Source organism: Streptomyces sp. TRM68416, assembly GCF_014596915.1.
Lineage (GTDB): Bacteria > Actinomycetota > Actinomycetes > Streptomycetales > Streptomycetaceae > Streptomyces.
In genome coordinates this window covers 39,432-64,426 of the sequence record NZ_JACVWU010000017.1, presented here as the reverse complement: position 1 = coordinate 64,426, position 24,995 = coordinate 39,432, and the positions used below count along the sequence as shown (strand labels likewise).

Here is a 24,995-nt window from a genome sequence, read left to right as displayed (position 1 = left end):
GCCTCAAGTTCTCTCTTGCCCAAGACGGTTCCACGCAGGGGAACCCCCGCCAGGCGAGACATCGCCACCACAGGCCTCCGATATCTGAAGTCTCACCCCCTGCCAAAACGGCGGCGTTTCGCGGCCTTGCTCCAGCCAGGTTTGGGGGTGTTGTTGGCGGGCTTTGTGCTGGGGTTCGGGCGGCGGATGAGGGTCAGGCCCTCGTGGTCGATGGGGTGCCAGCCGTGGTCGTGGGTGCGGAAGGTGAAGCCCTGTTCATTGTTGGTGGTGTGGGCCAGGAGCGCGCGGCCCTGTCCTGCGTATTGCTGGACTTCGTTCCAGAGGGTGTCCCGGATGCGGGCCGAGGGGTTGCCGATGAAGACGCCCGCGGAGATTTCCAGGAGCCAACGGGTGAGAAACCCGCGAAGTCCGGGCGGGCAGTTGGTGAGGACGATCACGGTCACCAGGGCACCGCTTCCTCGTCGTCCGCATCCGCGTAGTTGTGTCCGGAGGCAACCTGCTGGCCGCGGTCGGTGTGGAGCGTTACTCGGTCGACTTCGTCGACTGGGGAGGTGGCCGTGTCCGTAGCGCCGGGGGTGAGGAGGTTCTTGATGTCGTCGACGCAGCGGTCCAGCAAGGATGTTGCGTTGATGTGGTCGCGCAGGGCGCGGCGGGTGCGGGCGCCGACGTCCTCTTCGTCTTCCGCGGCGATGTCGAAGGCCAGGGGGATTCCGACCTCGGTCTTGTAGAGGTCGGCGATGTCCAGAACGAAGGAGAGCTCGTGGCCCGAGTGGACGAAGCCGAGTGCGGGGCTGCAGCCGAGGGAGGCTACGACCGCGTGGGCGATGCCGTACATGCACTGTGCTGCGGCGGTGACGGCCTGGTTGACAGGATCGCCACTGGCGAAGTCGCCTGGGGTGTATTTGCGGCCCCGCCAGGTGATGCCGGTGCGGGCTGCGTGTTCGCGGTAGCAGTCCTTGACACGGCGGCCTTCGCGGCCGAGGAGTTCTTGCCGGGTGAGTCCGGCGGGGTCCTCGTCGGGAAAGCGCAGGCGGTACATGGCGCGTGCGACGGCGAGGCGAGTGCGGGGGTTGGCCCATTTCAGGGCTTGGGCCTCGGCGAGGGCAGAGGAACGGCTCAGGGCGCGGCCGGCAGCGTAATAGCGCACTCCGTGTTCCCCGACCCAGGCGACAGCTGCCCCGCTCTCGCCAAGGACGCTCATCGCCTGGTGGGTGATGCGCGTGCCGGGGCCCAGAAGGAGGGTGCCGATGGTGGCGGAGGGGATATGGGTGGTGCCGTCCGCGTCCTCGGCGGTGATGGCGTTGGCGTCCCGGTGGACGGTGCAGCGTTCGAGGTAGACGAAGGAGAGGCGCTCGCCGGTGCGGGTGAGCTGGCGTGGCGTGAGCGCGGCGCGTCGGCCGAGGGTCGTCACGGGGTGCGCTCACTGCCGCTGGGGAGCGGGGCGAGAGTCATCAGCCCGCAGCCGTAGGCCTTCGCCTTGCCCAGACCCTGGACGAGCGTGCGGCGCAGCAGGTCGGGGTCGGTGATCTGGAGGCGGCCGTCAAAGGTGACGGCGACCAGGGTGACCGGTCGCCGCCGTCCTGGCGCGTTGTCCTGGCGGGGCTTGGCGAAGGACAGGTTGCGCTGATCGCGGACGATGAGTTCGTAGCGGTCGCCGTGGTGGGCGGACTTCTTGTGCGTGGTGCCGCTGGGCAGGAGTCGCTTGCTGTCGGGCTTTTCGCAGACGCGGAATCCGCAGCGTTCCTGCCGTTCGAGGAGCCACGCCATCTGGTGCACCGGGGTGAGGTGCGCGGTCCGTTTGATCGGTTCGTCGTCCTTGCGGCGGATGTGGTGCACCGGGTTGGCGGTGAGCCGGAACGCCCAGGTGCTGCCTTGCTCGAGCCGGTCGAGGAAGGGGGCGTAGGGCCGGGTCTGCCAGCCGGGGTTGTCCGGGTCGGCCGCCGCGGCAGCCGGCCAGCCGGCTTGCTCGACGAGGTGGGTCAGGTCGGGACGGTCGGGGCTGACCACGTACAGGAAGACCTCGGCGGACGCGTTGTGATCCAGGCGCCACAACACCCGTGGGCCCTCGGCCGGTGTGCCGGGACCGGCGGTGGCTGTGGGGAGCAGGCGGGGAAAGGACACCATGACGGCCGCATGCAGGGACTGAGGGGAGGAGAGCAGACGCCGGGCGCCGGGGCGCGCGGTGTTGATACGGAAGCGGGACAGGTACATCAGACGCTCTCCTCCTCCAAGGCTGCGAACGGATCGTGCGTGGGCACGGGCTTGGGCGTCGAGGCGGTCCTGGCACTGGGGTTCGGCACTCCTACGGTGGTGGTGACGACGGTGCGCAGGGCGTGGCGGCGGTGTGCGGCGGCGAAGCTGAGGGGCTGGTCACGCTGCAGGTTGGCAACGGGTTCGTCGGGACGGGCCTCGCGCAGCACGGTCAAGGACACGGTCGTGTCGCCGCGGCCCTGCCTGCGGTACCAGGCGCCGGCCTGCCAGGGCTCCGCCTGGAGCACCTCGGCGAGACCGGCCCCGCGGTGCAGGCCGAGCCGGATGGGGTGGGCCGGCGGGCAGGATCGTCGGCCGAGATAGGGCGCATGGACGGGGTTGCGCAGGGCTGCGTCGAGTTCGTCGAGGAGAGCGTCCTCGCCCTCGACCGCGGCGACGAAGACCGCGTCGGCGAGGTAGTAGCGCTCGGACAAGGGCATCGACTTGCCGGTTTCGGCGTGGTGGGCGGTCTGGAAATCGCGTACCCGGGTGCCGGGTTGGTCGATGCGGACCCCGAAACGGAGCACGGCAAGGCGGGCCAGTGCGTCATCGTCGCCGCGGTCCATGCCCCGGGCCGCGGCGAGCATGCCGATCACGCCGCTCTTGGTCGGAGCGGACTCGGTGGTGCGACGGGCGAACCGGGCCGAGGCCCCCCACGCTTGCAAGGGGCCCGCCAGCCGCAGGGTCAGCACGCTCATGCGGGCTTGTCCATGCGCTCGGCCACGGCCTGGCCGACCGTCTTGACAAGCGCGGACAGGCTGAGCGCCTCCTGGCCGACGCCGGCGAGCTTGTCGGTGGCGGCTCCCACACGCAGTACCCAGGTCAGGGTGGACTGTTCATCGCCGTAGGCGCGTTCGACTTCCGGGATGTACTCGGCCAGGCGGGCGGAGGCCGCGCGCAGATGGCCACCGCCCGACTCGGCGCTCACCGGCTCCTCGAACGCCGCGACAAAGCTGATGGGGCGAGTGGTGCGGAGCTTGACGACGACGACCTCCGGCAGAGTGTGGTGCCCAAACGTGTTGATCTTTCCCTTGGGCAGTGACGCGACGAAGGCATGCACGAATGCCTCGACGGCGCGGCGCACGGGGGTGTTGACGGCCTCGTCCTCACGCAGTCCTTCGCCGAGATTGGCGGCGAGCTGGTGCACGCTGACGGCGGCGTAGCGGTAGAGGGTCGCGGAGTTGAAGTCGACCGTTCCGATCATTCCCGCGCCGCTCTCCGCGTCGGTGTTCTCGTCGTCGACGGCCGTGTAGTAGTCGGACTCGTTGTCCACCCGGTGCACGCTGATGGCGTGGGCGACCTGGGCAGCGGCATCGACGTTGAAGTCGGTGGAGTCGGCAACCATGCGCCCGAACAAGGCGATGTCGACGGAGTGGCGGGTGTCTGCGATCTGCTTGGCGCGCGCCTTGACGTCCTTGTCCTTCAAGTACGCCGTGATGTCGGCGGCCCCTTCGACGGCGAGCGCGGCGAGGCCGTCGAGCTGCCGGGCGCTCAGGAACATCAGGTACTTGGACTGGGGCGCCGCCTCCTCCTCCGTCTCACCCGCATCGGCCTTCGCCTTACGCGTCTTACGCTCCGGAACCTCTATCCTCGAGCCGGTCGCCGTCTCGATCACCTCGGCCGCAAGCCGCAGCGCCTCGGCCTTCCCCACCGACGTATCGAGATCCGTGATGCGGGCAGCGAGGAGTTCGGCAACCTTCTTGGTCCTGACGCCCAGTTCGCTCGGGTCGAGCAACTTCTCTTTGCCGAAGTACTCACGGGTGACGCGCTTCCATGCCTGGCTGGAGACCCGGGCCCGGGGAACCCCGCCGTAGACGGCCGACTTCGGGGCGCCGGTGTCATCGCGGTTGAGGTTGCTGGGCGGCACCGTCTGCAGGGCGTGCACGTCGAGGAAGATGCGGTTCACGAGGCGTCCTTGGTCGTGTCGGAGTCGGAGGACAGGTCGGCGTCGGGGGCGGATCCGGCCCGGTCACCGGCATCGGGGACGGGGTCCTTGGGCGGGCGGTAGGCGTGGAATGAGCGACCCCACGCTCGGCGTACGTCATCGCGGCCGCCGGGCTGCTGCCAGTGGCACAACTGCCGGGCGAGCAGGCCGTAGTCGAGGGCGATGTCCTCGCGGCGCAGCAGCAGCACGATCTCCCGCAGCCGCTGAGCGAGTGCGGGAAGATCCGGCGCATGGCCCGCCCGGACGAGCCGTTTGAGGATCGTCTCGTCGATGTCGCCCCTGGGCATGAGCCGACGGACGGCGGCACCGAGACCGGCGGGTGCGTCCATGTGGTCGGGGCGGTGCATCTCGGTTCCGCGCGACTGCTGGTGCAGGGCCCACAAGGTCAGAGCGACGTGTACGGCATCCTCGGCACGCGTCAGGTCCTCTTCGCGCGGAGGTCGGCCGCCGTCGTGCGACGGGTTGTGCAGCGGGCCGGTGTCGATCAGGCCCCACAGGTCGGGGAGCTGCTGGATCTCCTTGCCAGCGCCGCGGCGCAGCCGGGCCAGTGCCGCCACCGCGCGCGGCTGGTCGGCCAGGTAGCCCCGCTGCAGGTCGTTGATGTTCTCCGCGGTGATCTCCCGGACGCGTTCGGAGAGAGAGACGGCGGTGAAGGTGGTCACGCGTGTGCCCTTTCTGCGGGTACGTCTGCGGTGGCTACGACGCAGGAGTCGGCGGCAAGAGCCGGCTTCGCGTCGGACTCGGTGCCGGAAGAGTCCGGGAGAGCGAGCGCGTCGCCGAGTCGACGCCGGAACCATCCTTCGGCGTAGGCGGAGTTGAACCACACCTTGCCCTTGGCCGTGTCCACGACCCGGCCCTCCCACGCAGCCTCCCCGGCCTCGGCCAGCAATGCGTCACCGAGCCGGTCGATGATGCGGTAGGTCTGGCGTCGCCAGAGCGTGCGCTGCTCGTCGGGGTCCGCGGCGTCGGTCAGCGTGCACAGCCAGATGCGGTACGGGTCGTCCAGTGCGGCGAAGCCGCGTTCTCGGGCCCGGGCACGGGGCCCTTCCGTCGGCATGCCGGCCGCCCGCGCCAGGTCGGTGGCCAGGTCTCCCAGAGCAGTGACGGCGTGCTCCGCGTCCCCCACCGCGTCCATCGCCTGCTGCGCGCACTCACGGTCCTGACGGTGCAGCAGCAGGACGGCCATGGCGAGGTGGTCGTCAACGATCTCGTCGATCACGGACTGCTGGGTGCCGTACACCGCGCCGACCACCCGCGTACGGATCAGGAACCCGCGGGGCAGCCAGCCCTCGGTGACCAGCCGGGCCACCCACTCCAGGATCCCGGGGCGCAGCACAGGCGCGGCCTCGGCGCCCTGGCCGCCCGCCTCCCGTTCGGCGATCAGCGAGGACAGCCCTCGCCACACGGCACGCGAGGGGTCGTGCTCCCGGGGCAGGTAGACCAGGGCCTCGCCGCGCTTCTTCTCCTGTGCCTTGCTGCGCCGCCACGCGGTCATGGGCTCACGTGTGTGCAGGTTGTGCGCGGCGAGCGGATCGCCGTAGCCGAGAACGACACCGTGCGCCCCTGCCGCGTCGCAGTGGAGACGCAGCCGCCGGGTCTGCCAGGTGTAGAGGTCTCGTACGCCCGAGGGGTGCCTGTTCGCGGTGGCTGTGGGCCCGCACGGCTCGCGGCGCCAGGCGGGCCGGTCGTCGCCGTCGATGCGCAGCCCAGTGGTGTCCGCGGCGACAAGATTGAGCAGCAACGTCTCGCGCAGGGTGTCGCCCTCGACGAAGACCCCGCCCAGGGTGCCCGCCCAGCCCACTCCGAGTGGGTACACCTTGTTGTTCTTGGCTCGGCCGTCGCCGACGGCACCGGTTTTGATGCCGGAGGTGTCATAGGCGTGGGCATGCACCACCCAGCGGGCGGCCTCGGCGAAGCCGAGCCGGTCGACGGCAGGCATCCGGGAGGTGAAGAACGGCTCCCCGTTGGGGACGTCGGCGACGATCCGGTTCAGGGAGAACACCTCGTCGCGCGCAGTGTGCAGGTCCGCCACCTGGAAGAACGGTGTACGCGGGTGCAGCAGGTCGAATCGCTCACTGTGCGTATCGAGGTACACCGGCACCGGCGCGAAGCAGTCGTCGTCCGCCCACAGTTCCGCCCAGTCCTCAGTGTTGCGCGGCCCGTCCAGGGCATCGTGCGCCACTGCCAGCAGCAGCCGCAGCAGGGCGAACTCCTGGGTGGGCACGTCGCCGACGATGCGGCGCAGGCTGTCGGCCCGGGCGAACACGTCCCGCAGGGACAGCTCGTCCGGCGTGCCGTCCTGCCGCAGGACCGGGATCCACGGCTGCGCCGTCAGGTCGAACGATAAGGAGCTTGTCGCAGGGCTTTCACCGGCGTCAGACACGCGACACCTCCAGTCCGTCGGAGGGGCTGTACCGGAGTGAGAACCCTGCCAGACGGGTCTGACAATCGGCGTCCAGTGCGAGAATCAGCTGCCCGGCCAGCCAATGACTGTCCTTCACCTGCCAGGCCGGAACGTAGAGTTCCTCCAGCTCGGCGATGGCGCGGTCCATCACGTCCGCGTAGGAGAACTGGCTCGGCAGCCGCAGCCCGCAGGCGGCGGCAGCTCTGGCCGCCGCGGGGGCGGGAGGCCGTTCCTGGGGCAGGTCCAAGCCCGCCTTGTCCGGCGCGATCCAGTCCACGGTGGCCAGCGAACCGTCGGCCCGCCGCTGCACGACCACGACCTCCAAGCTCTCTTCGCTGTCGCGGACCTGGGCCCGGCCCGTGCGGGTGTCGTCCGCGTCCCCCACGCCGGCCGCCACCCAGCCGATGAGCGGGCGCCCCGGCCGGCCCACCTCGTCCAGGCGGAACGCACCGGCCCGTTCGGCCTGGTCCTTGCGGTGCTCCTCATGCCGCTGCAGAGCCGCCTCCATCGCCTCGGCCCAGTCGGCGGGACCGGCCGGCCCCTCCGCGTACGCGCCCTGCACCAGCGGGCTGATGTCCTGCGGCAGCCGCACCGGCCGACGAGGACCGTCGAGGTGCTCCATCAGGACGGCGGCCGAGCGCAGCAGCCCATAGGCGCCGTACACGGCGACCGAACCCCGCACCGGCACTGGCACCCGGCCCGCCCAGTCGACACCGGTCACCAGGCAACGCGCCGTCCGCAGCCGCCGCGGACGATCCGACTGCCCCTCGCCCCGCCGATGCCGGTGCAGACGCCCCATACGCTGCAGCAACAAGTCGACCGGACACAGATCGCTCACCAGCAGATCGAAGTCGACGTCCAAGGACTGCTCCGCCACCTGGCTGGCCACCACGACATGGGGCCCGCGCGGACGCTCCTCCGCGCTCTTGCCCGGCGGTCCGAACCGGGCGAGCAGCCCGGCGTCCTTCGCCGCCCGGTCCACGTCGATGAAGCGGGAATGCGCGACCGTCACGGCAGCGTCGCCGAACCGCTCGCGCAGGACCCGCGCCGTCTCCAGAACCCGGTTGACGGTGTTCCGCACCACCAGCGCGCACCCCCCGCCCTCCAGCTCGGTGACCAGCCGGTCCGCCAGGACACCGAAGTCGTCATCGAGGCGCTCGAGATGAACCGACGTTCCGCGCGCCGACGCCTGCGGGCACTCGATGACGGGCGTACCGCCCGGTGGCACAGCGGTCAGCAGCGGATAGGCATCGGCCCGGGCCACCACCTCGAACTCCCCGGCGCCGTCGCCGCCTCGGGCTCCCGCGTAGGCCTCGGCCAGCTGCTTCCTCCGCCCGGCGGGCAGCGTCGCCGACAGCACCACCACCGGCACCCGGTACGCCCCCAGCCACGACAGCACCCGGTCCAGATAGGCACTCATGTAGGTGTCGTAGGCGTGCGCTTCGTCGATCACCACGACCTTGCCCGCGACCGCCAGGTGCCTCAGCGCAAGATGCCGGCTCTTCAGCCCGGCGAACAGCAACTGGTCGACCGTGCCCGCGACGAACGACGACAGCATCGCCTTCTTACGCCCCCGCAGCCACGCATGTGCCACGAGTTCGGCCGGTGCGATGCGCTGGTCATCCGCAGGCCGCCAAGGGCGTTCTTCCTCATCCACCTCGACGGCGGCAATCCGCTGCGCGCTGTGGCGCATCAGATCCGCGTATTCGTCGTTGAGCGCTGCTTTGGAATGCGCCAGCAGCGCCGACAGCCGCGTGCCCTCCTCGGCAGGAAGTCGCTTCAGCCAGTGCAGCAGCCGCGGAAACATCGCATTGCCCGTGGCCATGGTCGGCAGCGCGAAGAACACCCCGCCGGCGCCCGACCGCGCGGCCAGGACCTCGGCCACCGCCAGCGCGGCCTCCGTCTTCCCCTCGCCCATCGGCGCCTCGATCACCACCAGCCCCGGGGCGGACATCGTGCGCCCCAATCGCACCGCAGCCTCCTGCACCGGCCGTACGACGGCCCCCGGCGGCAGGTCGAACCGCGCACCGAACAACTCCTGCACATCCTCGGACGGCTCCTGTGCCCTCCAAGGCTCGGGCAGACGAAGCCCTTGCCACGCGGCTGCCACTCGTTCGGCACCCGTGCGATGCGCCGCCTGCGGGAAATACGGAAACAGGTCGGGGTTGCTGGCAATCCAGTCGGAGACAATCACCAGCGCCGACAGCAGCACCTGCACCGACTGCGGCAGCTTCACCGCCCGCCACACGGCGAGTCGATCCCGTACGCCGAACTCGGCGGCGCACGCCTCCAACAGCTCCGCCTGCACCTGCCGCCACAGCCCCCGACTCGCCCCGGCAGTGCGCAACAACTGCGGGCGGTCGTCCAGGCTCTTGAGCTGCCCGTGATCCGGCGGCACACCGTGATGCCCGCCCACCACCACCGCGAACTGGGCCGACTGCCGTCCCGTCCAGCCGTGTTGCTCCTCCAGCCACTGCGCCAGCAGCACCTGCCCGGCCAGGCCATGCGGAGCCAGCCGCCGGTCGGGGCCGAACTGACGGCGCGTCTTCATCTCCAGACCGTGTGCACGCATGACATCGGCGAGTCGGTCGACCTGACACGCGAACGCCGGCGTTGCCTTCCCTATGTCGTGCACACCCGCCAGCCACACCGCCAACCGCCGGGCATCCCCCTCACCGCCGGGCAACGCTTCGGATATCAAAGACCGTACGTTCGCCGGCAGCCACCGATCCCACAACAGCCCCGCCACCGCGGCGCTGTCCTCCATGTGCCGCCACAACGGCAACCAACCGTCGCTGTCCCGGTCGTGCTTCGCCCACACCGTCCGCACCGGCCCCTTGAGCCGATCCCCCAGCCCCGACGCGCACTCTCCCCCACGCACCATCCCTGATACATACAGGCAGATACCGCCCGACAACTCCCCCTTCAAGAAAACCGAACACCCCGAACCCGGAATCCGCCCAGCCCCACGCAACAACGGGCCTAGCCGCGTACGATGCCCCCCGGCCAGCCCCAAGCCGACGACCAACGATCAACAATTCACACCCTATGAGTGAAATGACCGACTCAGTGAAAGTACTTCCGAACGGCACCTGCCAGTCGTAAACGCGCAAGCCACCGAGTGTGCTCCCCGCGCCCGCGGGGTTGGTCCCGACCGGTACACCAGCCGCCGCGACGGTGCGATGTGCTCCCCGCGCCCGCGGGGTTGGTCCCCGCCACGACGCCGCCTGCTGCGGGTTCGGCCAGTGCTCCCCGCGCCCGCGGGGTTGGTCCCGCCGGCCAGCTCATGCCCCATCCGCGTCTCCAGTGCTCCCCGCGCCCGCGGGGTTGGTCCCATCGCGGACGCTTACGCCGCGCGTGCGGGCGGGTGCTCCCCGCGCCCGCGGGGTTGGTCCCGGCTCCGGGTAGACGCCGTTATCGCGGGTGTTGTGCTCCCCGCGCCCGCGGGGTTGGTCCCGACGAGCACCAAGCCGTGTTCGCGGTGCGGGAGTGCTCCCCGCGCCCGCGGGGTTGGTCCCCCGACGCGGGGGCAGGACGGCAGTTTGACGATGTGCTCCCCGCGCCCGCGGGGTTGGTCCCGGCTCGGGATAGACGCCGTTGTCCCGAGTGAGGTGCTCCCCGCGCCCGCGGGGTTGGTCCCCGGACCAAGATCACCCGGGGGGAGATCCTTGAGTGCTCCCCGCGCCCGCGGGGTTGGTCCCTTGCCTGCCTCGATGTTCTGGACGGTGGTGCGGTGCTCCCCGCGCCCGCGGGGTTGGTCCCCGGCTCGCCCTGCTCCTTGCGCCGCTTCAACTGTGCTCCCCGCGCCCGCGGGGTTGGTCCCCGCACCCCCACTGCGAAGGCCGTCGTGCAGTCGTGCTCCCCGCGCCCGCGGGGTTGGTCCCGCGGCCTGGAAGAGTTCCGCGCGCTCCCCGGTGTGCTCCCCGCGCCCGCGGGGTTGGTCCCGGCTTGCTCGCCGCACGCCCATCTGCGATCTTGTGCTCCCCGCGCCCGCGGGGTTGGTCCCGAGCGGGAGATGACGGGGCGGGGCCTGGAGGCGTGCTCCCCGCGCCCGCGGGGTTGGTCCCATCGTCATGCCCGGACGGGCGGCCGCGCTCATGTGCTCCCCGCGCCCGCGGGGTTGGTCCCGACGTCCGCGAACGGGAGAACATGAACCCGGTGTGCTCCCCGCGCCCGCGGGGTTGGTCCCTACATCTGGCCCGCCAACGGCGACCCCAAGTCGTGCTCCCCGCGCCCGCGGGGTTGGTCCCTTGCACTGCGCGGGCTTCTTCGGCCCGGCGCGGTGCTCCCCGCGCCCGCGGGGTTGGTCCCTGCACGGTCTGGAGGACGTTGAAGGGGCCGTCGTGCTCCCCGCGCCCGCGGGGTTGGTCCCGTACAGCGACCATGTCCGCGCCGTCCCGGTCAGTGCTGCCCGCGCCCGCGGGGTTGGTCCCAGCGAGGAAGCGGCGAACACGATTGCGAGCTGCGGCTTGGCCGCGTGGTGGTGCTCCCCGCATCCGCGCGGATTATCCGGATCGTCCTTCGAGTCGGCGGCGAGTTGGGTCAGCACGGCGGCAGAGTCGGCGCCCTCGTGGGCGGGCGCGCGGTACCCGAAGCCGCAGCCAGCCTCACCCAGGCTGCCGCCATGTGCGCTCGGCACCGTACGGCCACACCACCTCGACCGGGATGCCCCGGGCCCGGGCGTAGGCGACCAGGTGGGCTGTGGCGTCTCTGCCGTCTGTTGGGGAGCCGTCCCAGACGGCGAGGATCTTGCGGCCGGTGGCGACGAGGCGTTCGTCGGCGGTGATGCAGGCGTCGCGGTCGGTGGGGTCGAAGCCGAGCAGGCGTACGTGCTCGGCGAGCATGAGGAGTTCGGCGGTGGCCGAGCGGTCGGGTTCCGGGAGGACGGCGGGGACCGAGCGTACGGTGGGTAGAAGGACCACCAGTCGGCGGCCCGCCGCACGTGCCGCGCGCCCGAATGTCAGGGGCAGTCCCGCCCCGGCGCGCACCAGGCCGCCGACGTCCTCGGTGAGGCGTCCCAGGCGGTCCTTGAGCTCGGCCTGCACCAACTCCAGCGTGGGCACGGTCAGATCACCGTGCCCCACCACCACGATCACCGGTGTCGCTCCGTCCTGCCATATAGGCCGTATGCGCCGTACACGGCTGACATGCCTGGTCCTCTTCCTGTCCTCGTCATGACCTGTCGGAGGCAGTGAAGCGGTCGGCTCCCTCGCCCCGGTAGGGCCGAACGGTCCTCTGGCCGGGGGCCGTGGGGACGGTGCTGCGACGCCGGTAGACGACGTAGGGCCGGACCAGGTAGCCGATCGGCGCGCTCCAGACGTGGACGAGGCGGGTGAACGGCCAGGCCGCGAAGAGCAGGCAGGCGGTGAGGGCGTGGAGTTGGAAGAGCAGGGGTGCGCCGCTGATCGCCTCGGGTTCGGGCTGGAGGGTGAACAGGCCGCGGAACCAGACGGAGACGGTGTCGCGGTAGTCGTAGCCGTCGCCGAAGACGTTGTGGGCGGCCGTCGCGGCGATGCCGAGGACGACGGTGGCCGACAGGAGCGGGAAGAGGAGCTTGTCGCTGCGGTCGGTGCCGAGCCGGATCCGGCGGGTGAGCAGGCGGCGGGCGCAGAGCATGCCGAGGCCGGTGACCATGGCGATGCCCGCGACGGAGCCGGCCCAGACGGCGGTGGTGTGGTAGGTGTGCTCGTCGATGCCTGCGGCCTCGGTCCAGGAGGCGGGGATGGCCAGGCCGACCACGTGCCCGGCGATCACCATGAAGGCGCCGAGGTGGAACAGCGGGCTGCCCCAGCGCAGCCAGCGGTGTTCGAGGAGTTGGCTGGTGTGGGTGGTCCAGCCGAACTGGTCGTGCCGGTAGCGCCAGACGTGGCCGATGGCGAACACGGCGAGGCAGATGTAGGGGATGGCGACCCACAGGAGGAGGTCGGTGCCGGATGCGTTCATCGGTGACTGTCCTCAAGGGGCGTGGGGGTCGTGTACGGGTCGAGGCCGACGTCCTCGTTGGGCGGGCCCTGCGCGGCCAGTTCGGCGACCGCCTTCAGGTCGTCCTCGGTCGGCGGCGGCAGCAGGGTGAGCAGCGCGGCCAGGACGTGCCGGTAGGGCGAGTCCGCGTCGGTCAGCGCGCGGTGGATCAGCTGCAGGCCGCGTCGGTGCTGGCGCAGGGGTGCCTCGCCGCCGCCCGGCCCGGACAGGGCCGCGAACTCCAGGGCGACCGGGAGGTGGTCGGGGAGTTCGCCGCCGTCGGTCTCCCAGCCCGCGGCCCGGTAGCGCTGGGCCAGCGCGAGCAGGGCCATGCCGCGGCGGCGGGTGTCGCCGTGCAGGTAGTAGGTGAGGTAGAGGCTGCTCTTGCGGCGCAGGTCGAACATCTCGACGTAGTGGCGGGCGAGCACGTCGGGGTCCTCGTGGGTGAACCAGTCGGTGAAGGTGGTGAGTTCAGTGGCGGCCGGTGACTCCGGGAGGGCTGCTACGGCGGCGGCCACGGCCGGGCGCGCGGCGACGAGTTCCGGGTCGGGGTACTGGAGCGTCAGGGACATCAGGCGCAGCAGCAGGCTGCGACGTTCGGCCTCGACCGGGTCCGCCACCACGCGGCGGCGGACGGCGGCCCGGACGCGGGTGCGCACGATCGCCGGGACGGTGGTAGGCAGGGGGCTCATCGGGCGTCTCCTGTCGAGGTGCGGCGCAGGGTGGGGATGCCGAGCGGGACCCGCCGGTCGTTGCCGGGCGCTTCGACCGGGCAGCGGTTCTCCATCGCGGTCAGGGCGGCCGCGTCCTCCTTGTGCGCGGCCGGAACGACGTACCGGTCCTCGTACTTGGCGACGGCGAGCAGCCGGTGCATGTCCTCCGCCTGGCGCGGGGTGAGTCCTACGGCCTTGAGCGCGCTCTCGTCGCCGCTCTCCCCGAGGGTGCGTTCGCGCATGTACGAGCGCAGGGCGGTGAGTTTCATCAGGACGCCCGCCACGACGTCGGTGTCCCCGGCGGTGAACAGGTTGGCCAGGTAGTCCAGCGGGATGCGCAGCCGGGTGACGGCGGCGAACACGTGGTCGGGGTCGTCCTGGTTGCCGCCCGCCTCGCTCACCGCGTCCAGGACGGGCGAGAGCGGGGGCACGTACCAGACCATGGGCAGCGTGCGGTACTCCGGGTGCAGCGGCAGCGCCACCCGGTACCGGGAGACCAGGTCGTACACCGGGGAGCGGCGGGCCGCGGCCAGCCAGTCCTCGGGGATGCCCGACTCCCGGGCGGCGGCGGCCACTTCGGGGTCGTGCGGGTCGAGGAAGACGCCCCGCTGGGCGTCCAGCAGGTCCTTCTCGTCGGGGGTGGCGGCGGCCTCGCCGACGCGGTCGGCGTCGTAGAGGAGCAGGCCGAGGTAGCGCAGGCGGCCGACGCAGGTCTCGGAGCAGACGGTGGGCTGGCCGGCCTCGATGCGCGGGAAGCAGAAGGTGCACTTCTCGGCCTTGCCGGTGGCGTGGTTGACGTAGACCTTCTTGTACGGGCAGGCCGTCACGCACATCCGCCAGCCGCGGCAGCGGTCCTGGTCGACGAGGACGATGCCGTCCTCGACCCGCTTGTACATCGCGCCTGACGGGCAGGCGGAGACGCAGGCCGGGTTGAGGCAGTGCTCGCACAGGCGGGGCAGGTGGAAGAGGAAGGTCTGCTCGAACTCGAACTTCACCTTCTCGGCCCACTCGCCGGTCAGGTTGGGGTCGCCGCCCGCGTGCTCGGGTGCGCCGCCCAGGCTGTCCTCCCAGTTGGCGCCCCAGGTGATGGCGGTGGGTTTGCCGGTGAGGACGGAGCGGGGGCGGGCGACCGGGATGTCCTGGCCGGCGGGGGCGTTGACGAGGGTGTCGTAGTCGTAGGTGACCGGCTCGTAGTAGTCCTCGATGGCCGGCAGGTCGGGGTTGGAGAACAGCGACAGCAGGCGCTTGACGCGGCCGCCGGAGCGCAGGACCAGGCGGCCCCGCTTGTCGAGCATCCAGCCGCCCTTCCACTGCTCCTGGTCCTCGTAGCGGCGCGGGTAGCCCACCCCGGGCTTGGTCTCGACGTTGTTGAACCAGGCGTACTCGACGCCGGGCCGGTTGGACCACGTCTGCTTGCAGGTGACCGAGCAGGTGTGGCAGCCGATGCACTTGTCGAGGTTCATCACCATCGCGATCTGTGCCATGACGCGCATGTCAGTACTCCACGTCCTGCGAGCGACGGCGGATGACGGTGACCTCGTCGCGCTGGTTGCCGGTGGGGCCGTAGTAGTTGAAGGCGTAGGTGAACTGGGCGTAGCCGCCCGCGAGATGGGTGGGCTTGAGCAGCAGCCGGGTCAGGGAGTTGTGGATGCCGCCGCGCCTGCCGCTGACCTCGGTCTTGGGGACGTTCACCGTGCGGTCCTTGGCGTGGTACATGTACACGGTTCCCTCGGGCATGCGGTGGGTGACGACGGCCCGGGCCGCCACCACGCCGTTGCGGTTGTACGCCTCGATCCACTCGTTGTCCTTGACGCCGATCTTCTCGGCGTCGGGGGCGGACATCCAGATCACGGGGCCGCCACGGGAGAGGGCGAGCATGTAGGCGTTGTCCTGGTACTCGGAGTGGATGGACCACTTGGAGTGCGGGGTGAGGTAACGGACCGTCACCTCGGCCTGTCCGTCGTTGAGATGCTCGTCGCCGTAGTGGCGGCGGGCGTCCAGCGGCGGCCGGTAGACGGGGAGTTGCTCGCCGAGTTCGGCGATCCAGTCGTGGCTGACGAAGAAGTGCTGGCGGCCGGTGAGGGTGTGCCAGGGCTTCTTGTGCTCGGTGTTGATGACGAACGGCGAGTAGCGGCGGCCGCCGGTCTCACTGCCCGACCACTCGTACGACGTCATGACCGCGCGGGGCTGGGTGCGGGTGTCGGCGAAGGTGATCCGCTCGGCCTCGCGCTCGGCGGCGAGTTCGACCAGTCCTTCGCTGCCGGTCTGCGCCTGCAGTTCGCGGAACCCCTCGGTGGCGAGGCGGCCGTTGGTGGTGCCGGACAGGGCGAGGATCGCCTCGCACATCTCGGTGGCGGTGGCCAGCGAGGGCCGGCCGGCGGCGACTCCGTCGCGGACCGTGCCGCAGCGGCGGCGCAGTTCGTCGATCTCGCGGTCGGGGTGGACGGTGATGCCCTTGGTGGTGGTGCCGAGGGTGTCCAGGAGCGGGCCGACGGCACGGATCTTGTCGGCTACGGCGGCGTAGTCGCGCTCGATGACGACGAGCTTCGGCATGGTCCTGCCGGGGACCGGCTCGCACTCCCCCGTCTTCCAGTCCTTCACGACGCCGCCGGGCTGGGCGAGTTCGTCGAGGGTGTCGTGCAGCAGGGGCACGGCGAGGACGTCGGTGCGGGTGCCGAGGTGGTCGGCGGCCAGGGCGCTGAATGTGTCGGCGATCGTCAGAAAGGTGTCGTAGTCGCTGCGTGCCTGCCAGGGCGGGGCGATGGCCGGGGTGAAGGCGTGCACGAAGGGGTGCATGTCGGTGCTGGACAGGTCGTCCTTCTCGTACCAGGTCGCGGCCGGCAGGACCACGTCGGCGAGCAGGCCGGTGGAGGTCATCCGGAAGTCCATGGTGACCAGCAGGTCGAGCTTGCCCTCGGGGGCCTCCTCCCGCCACACCACGTCCTTCGGGCGGGCGTCGGGCGGGGCCTCCTCGCTGCGCACGGCGCTGTCGGTGCCGAGCAGGTGGCGCAGGAAGTATTCGTTGCCCTTGCCGGAGGAGCCGAGCAGGTTGGCCCGCCAGACGGTGAGCACGCGCGGGAAGTTGGCGGGGTCGTCGGGGTCCTCGGCGGCGAACTTCAGCCGTCCGGCCTTGAGTTCGTCCACGATGTGCTCGGGGACCTCACGCCCTTGAGACCTCGCCTCGTCCGTCAGGTCCAGCGGGTTGCGGTTGAAGCCGGGGTGGCCCGGCGTCCAGCCCAGCCGGACGGCCTGGGCGAGGCAGTCGGCGAAGCCCTTGCCCGCGAACCGGCCCTGCCCCAGCGGGGAGGCCAACTCGTCGGGGCCGAAGGCCTCGTAGCGCCACTGGTCGGTGTTCAGGTACCAGTACGAGGTGCCGGCCATGTGCCGGGTGGGCCGCTGCCAGTCGAAGGCGAAGGCCAGGTGCTGCAGTCCGGTGATCGGTCGGATCTTCTCCTGGCCGACGTAGTGGGCCCAGCCACCGCCGTTGACGCCCTGGCAGCCGGTCATGGTGGTCAAGGCCAGGAACGCTCGGTAGATGGTGTCGGAGTGGAACCAGTGGTTCGTGCCCGCGCCCATCGCGATCATCGAACGGCCCTCGGTGCGCTCGGCGTTGCGGGCGAACTCGCGGGCGATGCGGGCGGCCTGCTCGGCGGGGACGGAGGTGATCGTCTCCTGCCAGGCCGGGGTGTACGGCTGGGCGGCGTCCTCGTACGAGGTGGGCCAGACGCCCGGCAGGCCGGGCCGCTGGATGCCGTACTGGGCGAGCATCAGGTCGAAGACGGTGGTGACGAGCCGTCCGCCGATCCTGCGCACGGGCACGCCCCGGACCATGGTCGAGCCGCCCTCGGTGGCGCCCTCGTCGAAGCGGGGCAGGGCGATCTCGACAGTGTCCTCGGCGCGGTCGATCAGGCTCAACTCGGGTACCACGTCGCCCAGGTCGAGGTTCCAGCGGCCCCGCCCGGCCTCCCCCCAGCGGAAGCCGAGCGAGCCGCCGGGGACGACCGGTTCGCCGGTCGCCCGGTCCAGCAGCACGGTCTTGAAGGCTGCGTTCTCTTCGGTCTCCTCGTCGCGGCCGAGGTCGGCGGCCGTGAGGAACCCGTCGGGAACGAGACCGTGGTCGTGCTCGCGCAGTGCCACGAGGAACGGCGCGTCCGTGAACGTCCTCAAGTACTTCTGGAAGTAGGGCACTTCGCGGTCGACGAGGAACTCGCGCAGGATCACGTGGCCCATGGCCATGGCCAGCGCCCCGTCCGTGCCGGGGTGCGGAGCGAGCCACTCGTCGGCGAACTTGACGTTGTCGGCGTAGTCGGGGCTGACCGCGACGACCTTGGTGCCGTTGTAGCGGGTCTCGGTGAGGAAGTGCGCGTCCGGGGTGCGGGTGACGGGGATGTTGGAGCCCCACATCACCAGGTAGCCGGCGTTCCACCAGTCGGCAGCCTCGGGTACGTCCGTCTGGTCGCCGAAGACCTGCGGCGAGGCGATGGGCAGGTCGGCGTACCAGTCGTAGAAGGACAGCAGTGTGCCGCCGATCAGCGACATGAAGCGGGCGCCGGCGGCGAAGGAGGCCATGGACATCGCCGGGATCGGCGAGAAGCCGGCGACGCGGTCGGGACCGTAGGCCTTGATGGTGTGCACATGGGCGGCGGCGACCAGCTCGGCCACCTCGTCCCAGTCGGCGCGGACCAGACCGCCCTTGCCGCGGGCCCGCTTGTAGGCGCGGGCCTTGGCCGGGTCGCCGGTGATCTCGGCCCAGGCCGCCACGGGGTCGCCCAGGCGGCGGCGCGCCTCGCGCCACAGCTTCAGCAGCTCGCCCCGCACGTACGGGTAGCGCACCCGGCTGGGCGAGTAGGTGTACCAGGAGAAGGAGGCGCCGCGCGGGCAGCCGCGGGGCTCGTACTCGGGGCAGTCGGTGCCGATCGACGGGTAGTCGGTCGCCTGGTGCTCCCAGGTGATGATGCCGTCCTTGACGTAGACCATCCAGGAGCACGAACCGGTGCAGTTGACCCCGTGCGTGGAGCGCACCACCTTGTCGTGCGCCCAGCGGTCCCGGTAGAAGCCCTCCCACTTGCCGTCGCCCTCGCCGAACACGGCGCGGCCGTCGGCCGAGACCTCGCGGCGGGTCAGCAACCTGCGCGCGGCCAGGGGCCAGCCCTCTGCGGCGCGCCGCTGCGGCGGACGCGCCTTGTCCTCGTTCTCCATGCCTCGGAACGCTAGGCGGCGCACCCGGCCGCGCCCCCTGGGCCGAACGGCCCGCCTTGCGGACCGGTCGGTCCCGGGCTGCCGCCCACTGGGCACCCTCGCCTACCTGGCCATGGCAGCCGCGCTCGGCACGGACGGCGGACTGGCAGACAGGCGGCAGTGGACGGCGGACAGCGGACAGCGGGCAGCGGGCAGCGGCCAGCGGCCAGCGGGGCGACGCTCGCAGTCATGGCCCCGTTGACGCCACCGCAGCGGACCGGCGCCGTCGGGGCGGCGGGCGGTCCGGGCGCTTCGTACCGCCTCTGGTGACTCGCACCCCCTGGTGATGTGCTCCCTGTACGGCGCCTACGACTCCTCCGCCATCGGCGTGCCGCTGCTCGCCGCGGTCGCGGCCCCCGCGCCGATCTTCACCTGCACCGCGGTACGCCGGACGGCCACCGCGCACCAGCCGGCCCCGCACCCCGTACCCGGCAGCCGGAAAGGGTCGTTCGGCCCGGAGTGAGGGCCGCTGTGGCCTCTGCCCGGGCACCGCTCGGGCGGGGACGCTGAAGGGGAGGAGCCCGCACAGCGGAGTGCGGGAACCGGCCCGGGGAGGTGTCGACCATGCGTCATCCCGTCGTCGTGGGGCTGGACGGTTCGCGTGAGAGCCTCGCTGCCGCCGACTGGGCGGCCCGTGAGGCGCTCCGGCGCGACCTGCCACTGCGGTTGGTGCACGCCTGGGAGGGCGGTGTGTCGCCCGCCGAGTCGGAGCTGCCCGAGCTGGAGGCGCCGCGCTACTGGGCGCGGCGGATCCTGCGCGGCGCGATGGACCGGCTCAATGAGCGGTACCCGCAGGTGTATCTGAGCGCCGACCAGGTCCCCCGGTCCGCGCCCGACGCCCTGGTCGCGGCGGGCGAGGAATCCGAGCTGCTGGTCCTGGGCAGCCGGGCGTTCAGCGGGATCGGCGGGTTCATGGCCGGTTCCGTGGCGCTGGCGACGGTGGCCCATGTGGCGCGGCCCGTCGTCCTCGTCCGGGCCGGGCAGGCGTCGGAGGACGAGCATCTGCCGGACGAGAACGGACGGCCGTCGACCCGTTCGCCGTACCGGCCGGTCGTGGTGGGGGTGGACCCGGCGCACAGGTGCGAGGACCTGTTCGCGTTCGCCTTCGAGAGCGCGCGGCTGCGGGCCGCACCGCTGAAGGTGGTGCACGCGTGGCGGCTGCCGTACATGCCGACCGCGCTGGAGGCCAAGGCGCGCCGGGACGTACAGCGGGCCGCCGAGCGGGCGCTCGACGCGGTGCTCGCGCCGTGGCGGGAGAAGTACCCCACGGTGCAGGTCACGACGGTGGTGGAGGAGGGGCGTCCGGCACAGCAGCTGCTCGACGCCGCCCAGGACGCCGGACTGCTCGCCGTCGGCCGCAGGATCCGCCCCGCGAAGCTCGGCACGCACACCGGGCCGGTGGCCCACGCGGTGATGCATCACGTGCACTGCCCGGTCGCGGTCGTGCCGCACGGGTGAGCCCGCGGATCTTCGCCGCGCAGGTGCGCAGTAGACTCGTCGACCGTGGCGGACACCCAGTACGAAGACCTGTTGCGACGTGTGCTCACCTCCGGGACGGCCAAGGCCGACCGGACGGGCACCGGCACCCGAAGTGTCTTCGGGCACCAACTGCGCTACGACCTCGCGCAGGGATTCCCGCTGGTCACCACCAAGAAGGTGCACCTGAAGTCCATCGTGTACGAGCTGCTGTGGTTCCTGCGCGGCGATTCAAACGTCAATTGGCTCCATAAGCACGGCGTCACCATCTGGGACGAGTGGGCCGACCCGTACGGCGAGCTTGGCCCGGTCTACGGCACCCAGTGGCGCTCCTGGCCCACACCCGACGGCGGCCACATCGACCAGATCACCCAGGTCCTCGACACGCTGCGCCGCGACCCGGACTCCCGCCGGATGATCGTCTCCGCCTGGAACGTCGCCGAGCTGGACAAGATGGCCCTCGCACCGTGCCACGCCTTCTTCCAGTTCTACGTCGCCGACGGCCGGCTCTCCTGCCAGCTGTACCAGCGCAGCGCTGACCTGTTCCTCGGCGTCCCGTTCAACATCGCCAGCTACGCCCTGCTCACGCACATGGTGGCGCAGCAGGTCGGCCTGGAGCCGGGTGACTTCATCTGGACCGGCGGCGACTGCCACATCTACGACAACCATGTGGAGCAGGTGACCGAGCAGCTCTCGCGCACCCCGTACGACTTCCCCGAGCTGCGGCTGCGCCGGGCCGACTCGCTGTTCGACTACGCCTACTCCGACGTGGAAGTGGTCGGCTACCGTCACCACCCGGCGATCAAGGCCCCGGTGGCGGTGTGAACGTCGGGCTGATCTGGGCGCAGAGCCTCGACGGTGTGATCGGCGCGGACAACGCGATTCCGTGGCGGCTGCCCGAGGACATGGCCCACTTCAAGGCGACCACGTGGGGGCATCCCGTGGTGATGGGACGCCGCACCTGGGACTCCCTGCCCGCCCGCTTCCGCCCGCTGTCCGGCCGGCGCAACATCGTCCTGACACGCGATCCGCAGTGGGCGGCGGAGGGCGCGGAACGCGCCGGGTCCGTCACCGAGGCCCTCGACCTCGCGGCCCGCCCGTCGGCGCCGACCGCCGTGTGGGTGATCGGCGGCGGGGAGATCTACCGTGCCGCCATGGCCCACGCCACGCTGCTGTCGGTGACCGAGGTCGACTCGAAGGTCGAGGGCGACACCTACGCCCCGACTCCGGGCCCGGAGTGGCAGCTCACCGAGGACCACGACTGGCAGACCTCGACCTCCGGCCTGCGCTACCGCATCCGCGGCTACAGGCGGTGACGGCGGCGGGCTGCTGCCCGTGAGTCCGTCGTGCGACAGGCGGTGCGGAGCCGACCGTGCGCTGGGGTGGCCTGTCCCCCGGGCCGGCGCGAGCCGAAGGATGCCGAGCCGGCCGTACGCCGGGGCGCCGGGGCGGTCATGCGCTGGGCGCCGGGCGCGTCGTACGCCGGAGAGTGCCGGGCCCGCTGTCCGCCTACCCACCACGCGTCCCCAGCGCGGCGGTGGCGGTGCGGGCCCGGCGTGGGCAAGGAGGGCCGTCCCTGCCTCCCGAGGAGCCTCACCTGGCGATCCCCAACCGCCGTTACCGCTCGTGGGCTCGACGCCAGCCTGGCACGCGCCCGCCCCGGCTGGACAGATCCGAAGGGCCCGTACAAGGGACCAACCGGCCCCAAGCGATACCCTCCCGCCGGCTTGCGCCCGCCGACACCGGCACCCGCCCCAACAACCAGATCCGACCACCACGCAAGACCGCCCAGCCCAGACCGTGAGCCAAGCGGACCTGGCGAGTTCGACTGCGGTTCGGCAGCGCCCCAAAGGGGCGCGGGGAACTGCGCGACCCGCCACGACGGGCCCGCAGGCGAACTACGACACAGCACGGCACTGCCGGCCGGCCGCTCAGCGCTCGTCGACACCGGCGCCCGCCACAACACCCAAGCCCCACTGCCACCCGGAATCCGCCCGCACGCCAGACGGCCGCCCCAAGGCAGCGCCCCCCGTCAGCCCGCGCCCCCCGTCAGCCCGCGCCCCCCGGCACCGGTACCCGCCACAACAGCCGGGTGCCGCCCGCTTCCGGGGTGCTCAGGGTCAGGTCGCCGCCCAGTTGCTGGGCTCGTTCGGCCATGTTGCGCAGGCCGCTGCGGCGGCCCTCCGCCGGGATGCCCACGCCGTCGTCGCTGACCGTCAGGCGCACCTCACGGCCGTCGGTCTCCAGGACGATGTCGGCGCGGCCGGCCCGGGCGTGTCGGGCGATGTTGGTGAGGGCTTCGGAGAGCACGGCGACCACGTGGTCGGCGATGTCCCGGGGGACCTCCGTGTCGACCAGGCCCTCCATCTTCACGCTGGGGGCGAATCCGAGCACCGGGGCGGCCTCCCCGGCCACGCGTACGACACGGGCCCGCAGCCCCGAACCGGTGGCGCCCTCACGGGCCCGCAGCCCGAAGATCGTCGACCGGATGATCTTGATGGTCTCGTCGAGGTCGTCCACGGCCCGCGCCACCCGGTCCCCGGCCTGGGGGTGCTCGATGAAGCGGCCCGCGCTCTGCAGCGTCATGCCGGTCGCGAACAGCCGCTGGATCGCCAGGTCGTGCAGGTCGCGGGCGATCCGGTCGCGGTCCTGGAGCACCGCGATCTCCTCGGCGTCCCGGCGCCGCTCGGCGAGCTCCATCGCGATGGCGGCCTGCGCGGCGAAGCCCTGCAGCGGCTCGGTCTCCTTCTCGGAGAACACCGGCCTGCCGGTCTCACGAGCCAGCAGGACGACACCGCGGACCACGTCTCCGGTCCCGATGGGCACCGCGACGGCCGGCCCGAGCCCGCTGAACCGGGGTTCGGGGTTCGCCACACGCTCGTCCTTGACGACATCGGCGCTGGTGACGGGCTCGCCGGCGGTGAACGCCTGCCCGATCAGGCTCTCCCCGACCGGCAGGACGAGCCCGCGGTGCTCCTCCGCACGCTGCCCGACGGCCAGCTCCACCCGCAGCGAGTCGGTGTCCTCCACCGGCATGGCGACCACGGCGAGCACCGCGCCGGCGATCTCCTTGGCGCGCCGGGCGATCAGCCCGAGCGCCTCTCCGCGCTCGGCACCGGACATCAGGCTGTGGGTGATCTCGGCGTTGGCCCGCAGCCAGCGCTCGCGCAGCCGGGACTCCTCGTACAGGCGGGCGTTGTCGATGGCGACACCGGCCGCCACGGCCAGCGTCGACAGGACCGACTCGTCCTCCTCGTCGAACTGTGCCCCGCCGCCCTTCTCGGTCAGGTACAGGTTGCCGAAGACCTGGTCGCGCACCCGGATCGGGACGCCGAGGAAGGTGTTCATCGGCGGGTGGTGGGCCGGGAAGCCGTAGGACGCGGGGTGCTCCGACAGTTTCGCGAGGCGCAGCGGCTCGGGGTGTCGGATGAGCTCGCCCAGGATGCCGTGGCCCTCCGGGAAGGGTCCGATCCTGGCGATCTGCTCCTCGCTGACGCCGACCGTGTGGAACGCGGACAGCCGCTTGCCGTCCGGTCCGATCACGCCGAGTGCGGCGTACTGCGCGTCGACGAGTACGGCCGCGGCCTCGACGATGCTGTGCAGCACCTGTTCGAGGTCGAGTTCCCGGCCGACCGAGAGCACCGCCTCCAACAGGCTGTGCACCCGGTCGCGTGTGCCCCGGGCCGCGTCAAGGCGGGCCTGCAGCTCCTCCAGCAGCTCGTCCAGCTTCAGCTGCGGCAGCCGCACGCGGGCCTGCCCCGCCTGCTCCTGGCTCTCCACCGGTGTTTCCTCCACGTCCCCTCGACCTGTCGCCGCACTGGGCGGTCATGTGCCACGGTAACGGTCCGGGGCGCGGGACGACATGGCGCCCGGCCCGGCAACCGACCGGGGCCCCGCGGGGCGGCGGCTCGGCGGCCGGGCGGGCGGCGGTTCCGCCGGTCAGCGGCGCGGCAGGCGGGCGGCCACGTACTCGGTGAGATCGAGCAGCCGGTGGGTGTAGCCCCACTCGTTGTCGTACCAGCCGAAGACCTTCACCAGGTCGCCGTGGGCCTGGGTCAGCGGGGCGTCCAGGACGCAGGAGGCCGGGTCGCCCACGATGTCGCGGGAGACGATCGGGGCGTCGGAGACCCGCAGGATGCCCTTGAGCGGGCCGTCGGCCGCCTCCCGGTAGGCCGCGTTGACCTCGTCGGCCGTCACGGACCGGTCCAGGACCACGCTCAGGTCGGTCAGCGAGCCGTCCTCCACGGGCACGCGTACGGCGATCCCGTCCAGGGTGCCGGCCAGCTCCGGCAGCACCAGGCCGACGGCGCGGGCGGCGCCGGTGGACGTGGGGATGATGTTGACGGCGGCGCTGCGGCCGCGGCGCAGGTCCTTGTGCGGGCCGTCGAGGACCACCTGGTCGTTGGTGTAGCCGTGGATGGTGGTCATCAGCCCCTTGACGATGCCGAAGTGCTCGTCGAGGACCTTGACCATGGGGGCCACGCAGTTGGTGGTGCAGGAGGCGTTGGAGACGACGTGGTCGTTCTCCGGGTCGTAGGTGCCCTCGTTGACGCCCATCACGACGGTGGCGTCCACGCCCTTGCCGGGCACGGACAGCAGCACCTTGCGGGCGCCGGCCTTCAGGTGTGCTCCGGCCTGCTCCCGGGTGCGGAAGCGGCCGGTGGACTCGATGACGATGTCGACGCCGAGGTCGCCCCAGGCCAGGGCGGCCGGGTCGCGTTCGGCGGTGACGACGACGCGGTGGCCGTCCACGGTGATCGAGGTCTCGTCGTGCTCCACGGGCCGGCCGAGGCGGCCGTAGGTCGAGTCGTGTGCCAGCAGATGGGCCAGCGCCGCCGGCGAGGTGACGTCATTGACCGCCACCACCTCGACCGGTGTGCCGGCGGCGGTCTCCGCGCGCTCCAGCACGCAGCGCAGGTAGTTGCGTCCGATCCGGCCGAAGCCGTTGATGCCCACGCGCACGCTCATGTCCGTCGTCCTCCCCTGGGGTGTTCTGTCTCGGTTCCAG

At 71.6% G+C, this 24,995-nt stretch carries 19 protein-coding genes and 1 CRISPR repeat array; of the genes, 4 read left to right on the top strand and 15 right to left on the bottom strand.

All coding sequences use genetic code 11. The features are described 5' to 3' along the window. Positions 1-92 precede the first annotated feature (92 nt). The 13 genes from cas2e to ICC28_RS25580 all read right to left on the bottom strand — a co-directional run bounded on the left by cas2e (position 93) and on the right by ICC28_RS25580 (position 18,472). The gene (gene cas2e, locus ICC28_RS25640; protein WP_188291066.1) at positions 93-443 is read right to left on the bottom strand and encodes a type I-E CRISPR-associated endoribonuclease Cas2e; all 351 of its coding nucleotides are present in this window, start codon (positions 441-443) and stop codon (positions 93-95) included. Continuing rightward, positions 440-1,411 carry a type I-E CRISPR-associated endonuclease Cas1e gene (gene cas1e, locus ICC28_RS25635; RefSeq protein ID WP_188291065.1) on the bottom strand — a complete coding sequence of 324 codons (972 nt, stop codon included), beginning with the start codon at positions 1,409-1,411 and terminating at the stop codon, positions 440-442. The genes cas2e and cas1e overlap by 4 nt, the downstream gene beginning before the upstream one ends. Continuing rightward, positions 1,408-2,211 carry a type I-E CRISPR-associated protein Cas6/Cse3/CasE gene (gene cas6e, locus ICC28_RS25630; RefSeq protein ID WP_188291064.1) on the bottom strand — a complete coding sequence of 268 codons (804 nt, stop codon included), beginning with the start codon at positions 2,209-2,211 and terminating at the stop codon, positions 1,408-1,410. Before cas6e ends, cas1e begins: the two co-directional genes overlap by 4 nt. Then, positions 2,211-2,948: a type I-E CRISPR-associated protein Cas5/CasD gene (cas5e, locus tag ICC28_RS25625; RefSeq protein ID WP_188291063.1), complete on the bottom strand. Its 738-nt coding sequence runs from the start codon at positions 2,946-2,948 to the stop codon at positions 2,211-2,213. Before cas5e ends, cas6e begins: the two co-directional genes overlap by 1 nt. Further along, on the bottom strand, positions 2,945-4,156 hold the full coding sequence (cas7e, locus tag ICC28_RS25620; RefSeq protein ID WP_188291062.1) for a type I-E CRISPR-associated protein Cas7/Cse4/CasC: 1,212 nt from the start codon (positions 4,154-4,156) through the stop codon (positions 2,945-2,947). The genes cas5e and cas7e overlap by 4 nt, the downstream gene beginning before the upstream one ends. After that, the gene (gene casB, locus ICC28_RS25615; protein WP_282699695.1) at positions 4,153-4,857 is read right to left on the bottom strand and encodes a type I-E CRISPR-associated protein Cse2/CasB; all 705 of its coding nucleotides are present in this window, start codon (positions 4,855-4,857) and stop codon (positions 4,153-4,155) included. The genes cas7e and casB overlap by 4 nt, the downstream gene beginning before the upstream one ends. Beyond that, on the bottom strand, positions 4,854-6,578 hold the full coding sequence (gene casA / locus ICC28_RS25610; RefSeq protein WP_188291061.1) for a type I-E CRISPR-associated protein Cse1/CasA: 1,725 nt from the start codon (positions 6,576-6,578) through the stop codon (positions 4,854-4,856). The genes casB and casA overlap by 4 nt, the downstream gene beginning before the upstream one ends. Continuing rightward, positions 6,571-9,366: a CRISPR-associated helicase Cas3' gene (gene cas3 / locus ICC28_RS25605; protein ID WP_262928497.1), complete on the bottom strand. Its 2,796-nt coding sequence runs from the start codon at positions 9,364-9,366 to the stop codon at positions 6,571-6,573. The genes casA and cas3 overlap by 8 nt, the downstream gene beginning before the upstream one ends. A gap of 356 nt (positions 9,367-9,722) precedes the next feature. Next, positions 9,723-11,032: direct repeats of the CRISPR family, unit length 29 nt; unit sequence GTGCTCCCCGCGCCCGCGGGGTTGGTCCC. Positions 11,033-11,206: 174 nt separating this feature from the next. Continuing rightward, entirely contained in the window at positions 11,207-11,695 is a 489-nt protein-coding gene (locus tag ICC28_RS25600) for a hypothetical protein (RefSeq protein WP_188291059.1), read from the bottom strand. 76 nt (positions 11,696-11,771) lie between these two features. After that, positions 11,772-12,542, bottom strand: coding sequence for a respiratory nitrate reductase subunit gamma (narI, locus tag ICC28_RS25595; protein WP_188291058.1), 771 nt, complete (start codon positions 12,540-12,542; stop codon positions 11,772-11,774). After that, complete coding sequence (gene narJ, locus ICC28_RS25590; RefSeq protein ID WP_188291057.1) at positions 12,539-13,252, bottom strand: nitrate reductase molybdenum cofactor assembly chaperone; 714 nt, start codon at positions 13,250-13,252, stop codon at positions 12,539-12,541. Before narJ ends, narI begins: the two co-directional genes overlap by 4 nt. Beyond that, a complete protein-coding gene (narH, locus tag ICC28_RS25585; RefSeq protein WP_188291056.1) occupies positions 13,249-14,766 on the bottom strand; it encodes a nitrate reductase subunit beta in 1,518 nt (505 codons plus the stop codon). The genes narJ and narH overlap by 4 nt, the downstream gene beginning before the upstream one ends. 1 nt (position 14,767) lies before the next feature. Further along, positions 14,768-18,472 carry a nitrate reductase subunit alpha gene (locus ICC28_RS25580; RefSeq protein ID WP_188291055.1) on the bottom strand — a complete coding sequence of 1,235 codons (3,705 nt, stop codon included), beginning with the start codon at positions 18,470-18,472 and terminating at the stop codon, positions 14,768-14,770. A 325-nt stretch (positions 18,473-18,797) separates the two neighbouring features. On the opposite strand from ICC28_RS25580, the gene ICC28_RS40770 reads away from it, so the two are divergent. From ICC28_RS40770 to ICC28_RS25560, 4 genes are all read left to right on the top strand, one after another. After that, on the top strand, positions 18,798-18,974 hold the full coding sequence (locus ICC28_RS40770; RefSeq protein WP_223189459.1) for a hypothetical protein: 177 nt from the start codon (positions 18,798-18,800) through the stop codon (positions 18,972-18,974). Between the two features lie 101 nt (positions 18,975-19,075). Then, positions 19,076-19,969, top strand: coding sequence for a universal stress protein (locus ICC28_RS25570; RefSeq protein ID WP_188291054.1), 894 nt, complete (start codon positions 19,076-19,078; stop codon positions 19,967-19,969). A 45-nt stretch (positions 19,970-20,014) separates the two neighbouring features. Next, entirely contained in the window at positions 20,015-20,812 is a 798-nt protein-coding gene (locus ICC28_RS25565; protein ID WP_188291053.1) for a thymidylate synthase, read from the top strand. Continuing rightward, on the top strand, positions 20,809-21,303 hold the full coding sequence (locus tag ICC28_RS25560) for a dihydrofolate reductase (protein ID WP_188291052.1): 495 nt from the start codon (positions 20,809-20,811) through the stop codon (positions 21,301-21,303). The genes ICC28_RS25565 and ICC28_RS25560 overlap by 4 nt, the downstream gene beginning before the upstream one ends. A 733-nt stretch (positions 21,304-22,036) precedes the next feature. Here ICC28_RS25560 and ICC28_RS25555 read toward each other — a convergent pair. Both ICC28_RS25555 and gap read right to left on the bottom strand, forming a co-directional pair. After that, on the bottom strand, positions 22,037-23,782 hold the full coding sequence (locus ICC28_RS25555; protein ID WP_411158625.1) for a GAF domain-containing protein: 1,746 nt from the start codon (positions 23,780-23,782) through the stop codon (positions 22,037-22,039). Between the two features lie 144 nt (positions 23,783-23,926). Beyond that, entirely contained in the window at positions 23,927-24,955 is a 1,029-nt protein-coding gene (gene gap / locus ICC28_RS25550; protein ID WP_188291051.1) for a type I glyceraldehyde-3-phosphate dehydrogenase, read from the bottom strand. Positions 24,956-24,995: the final 40 nt, after the last annotated feature.